This is a genomic window from Pseudoalteromonas sp. McH1-42, assembly GCF_022347845.1.
GTDB lineage: Bacteria > Pseudomonadota > Gammaproteobacteria > Enterobacterales > Alteromonadaceae > Pseudoalteromonas > Pseudoalteromonas rubra_D.
On record NZ_JAKRFU010000055.1, the window covers coordinates 1 to 3315 of the forward strand.

1 protein-coding gene is annotated in these 3315 nt (G+C 49.2%); it reads right to left on the reverse strand.

The window, feature by feature from the left end; all coding sequences use genetic code 11:
- A partial coding sequence (locus MHN31_RS23895) for a hypothetical protein (RefSeq protein WP_239445526.1) occupies positions 1 to 3315 on the reverse strand: 3315 nt, incomplete at both ends.

Below are 3315 nucleotides of genomic sequence, written 5' to 3' on the forward strand. Positions count from 1 at the left end.
TCCTGTGCGATTGGAATAAAGGTGCTGATATCCCCGTTGAGGATAGGCAACAGCAAACCTTTTTCACCACCAAATTCAGTACGCTTATAACGCTTACCATAACCTGAGTAGGCAAACTCCATCCAGTAGCTGTCTTTTTTGATGTAAACCGGCTTGTGGAAGGTGTTGTATACCAGCTCTCGGGCATTGTCCTTCACCATGTTACCTGCCGCATCGTACTGGTAGGTATTGGCTCTGTCACCCGTGACTTTGGTCACCGCATGGGGGCGGCTCGACTGGTAATGATAATGGCCCACACCTGTTTTATAGGTGATATTACCCAGCTCATTATAGCTGATTGTGGTGCTCGGCCCCCCTGATATCGCACTGCTGGTAACCCGATTCAGGCTGTCATACCCGAACGTTTCTTTCTTACCAATCGTATGGTCCTGACGATAATTCAGGTTACCCAGATTACTCCAGTTATAGGCCCAGTTCTGTAACGTGCCACTGCCCGTTGACTTCAGACTGGTCAGCAAACCGGTCTTCTGATCGAACACCTTAGTCCGGGTAATGCGACTACCCAGTTTCTCTGTGGTGACGTTACCAAAGGCATCCGCCGCCGAGGCCTGCCAGACGACACTGTTCGTCTGCAAGTCTTTGAGGGAGCTCATGTGCTTGTGCGCATTGTAGTGGTAAGTCACTGACTTGCCCGACGCATCTGTTTCTTTATATAACTGACCGGCATTATTATAATGCTTAACTTCTTTATAAGTAGTGCCGTCAATCACCGTATGCTTTTCGCGGCTACGACCAAAACTGTCGTAGTAAACACGCTCGGTAAATCCTGTGACCCTGTCGGTCGTCACAGCAATCATCCCCTTGGCATACGCACCACTGTCATAGGTATTCACCACATGATGCTCAAGCTTCGTGCCACCGCGCTTGCGCTGTACTTCTGTGTTTCGGCCCAGTACATCGTATTGATACGTGATCACATTGCCATTGCTGTCTGACTCTCGGGTTACCTGATGATAGGCATTATAGCTGTAATTGATGGTGCCCTTGTCAGAGTCGATTACACGGGTCTTATTGCCGTACTTATCATAACTGACCTGGATCTTATTGCCCTTAGGGCCAGTCAGCAGGCGCGACTTACCATTTTCATCATACTCATAGTATGCCGATTTACTGTTTGCATCTGTGACCTTGACCAGCAGGCCTATCGCATTTGTCAGCTGGGTATTTTTACGATTAGACGGGTTAACCGTGGTCACACTCTCGCCGTTGTACTCGGTTTTCCAGATAGAGCCATCTGCCTTAGTTATCTGTACAACCCGATTCTGCTTATCGTATTTGTACACATTCCAAAGTGGCGTGCCACCGTGGAAGTAAGGCATGGACTCTTTGTACTTGCGACCTTTGGTGTCATACAAATAATCAACGTTGATGAATGTACCACTCAGGGACATACCAGACTCACGCAACACACGACCATACTTATCAAAGTACTGTCGGCTGGTAGGCCCGCTCTCAGACACACTTTCCTCGTAATACGCCGCACCGCTCACACAGCCATTACTACTGGTACACCAGTATTTACTCTCGCTGCTGCTCAGTGCCTTAACGCCAGTCTTGCTTGTATTGTCAGCCGGAGTTGAAGTTTCTCCTGTCAGGCGACCCAGTTTATCGTAGGTGTAGTAAGTCCGCTGACCATTGGCAGTCTGGGTATAGGACTTACGACCCAGGCTGTCATAACCTATGGAACTGCGATGCCCGAGGCTGTTCTTCTCACCCGTGACCAAACGGTAGGTGCTGTCATAATAGGTTTCCAGCGTCTTGGTAGGTAAGCCTGACTTAGAAACCGTTTCTTTAGTGATCAGGCCATAACTGTTCAGGGTATAGCTTTTCACCACACCGTTATCTGCGGTTGACTTAATCAGGCGCCCTTTGCTGTCATAGGCAAAGGTTGAGGTATGGGTGTTCTGATAATTCCCTTTATTTGTGCCATTCAAACGGTTCAGATAACGCTTGGTCTCCACCGTTTTAGTAACCCGGCCACCGTAATTGCTGTAGCTGTAAGTATTTCTTGTGTCTGTCTTTGCATAGCCATTTTTCGAATCAACTATGCTGCTTTGCGTTAACGGATTACCGTAACTGTCCACCGTAACATTTTTAGTTTTGGTCGCTATCAACGTCAGACTGCTGACATCCGTACTATAGGTTTTAGTAACCGTTCTGGACGGATAGACAATATAGGGTTTGGTGCTATTGGCAGTAACAAAACTCGTTGCCTGCTTACGACCAAAAGTCGACGTCATATCTGATTTCAGACGCCAGATACTGGTATTCACCGACGCCGTAGACAGCGTTGCAAACTGTGCACTGCTTACCTGTACAGGCGATGCCTGTATCCCAGCAGCAGAAATGCCCTCTGCCGCACTAAAAGTCCTGGCTGAGGCAGCCAGAGTATCTATTGGTGCAAACTTTGGTGCTTCGCAACGCTCACCAGGTTGCCAGGAGCAATTACAGCTTTCCGGAAATACTTCACAAGGATCTAAGTCACCACCGCCACCGGAGCCGCCACCCGACCCTCCGCCGGAGCCACCACCTGAGCCGCCACCGGTGGATGTGTCGCTGCCATAACGTACATAGGTCTGAACCCGCTCCGGGCTGCCCCGGTAATCGCCATCCTGACGATAGGTTGTAACAACCTTAGTCCCGCCATTGACCGCTTCCATTTCTATCTGACGGAAACCCAGCATACCACGACCCACCTGGGCCTTCGCACCGTGATACTTATACTTAATGGTTTCGCCTTTTGTTTCCAGAATGCTCACCACACGGGCGCCGGACTTCACATCCGTAACGCGGCCATTGCCCCAGCTCTTGGTGCGGGCATCATTATGTGGTGTGTAAATATTGCGGTTGTTCAGCGTCGAATACGACACCCTCGTATACGCACCAAATCCGTCTCGTACCGACGAGATCAGGTTGGTCGGTGCATCCGAGTTCTGATATAAGCCCATACGACCCTGGAATACCAGTTTGTCTGCGCTGCCATCACCCGTGACGTCCATATAAGTCGTGAAGTCATAGTTCGACCCATTAGAAGTCATTTTGCGGTACGTAAAGTTCGTGCCGTTATAAAAGTAAAAATGATCTCCGTGATCTTCACGGTATACCTCTGGGATCCCATCACCATTGATATCAAACACCTTCAGGCTTGGCTTGTCATAGTTAAATAACTTGATCCCGCTGGCAAACCCTGTGCCTGTATTGATCCGGGCATACCAGTCATTATTACTGTTGCGGTACAGAATATCTGCCAGACCA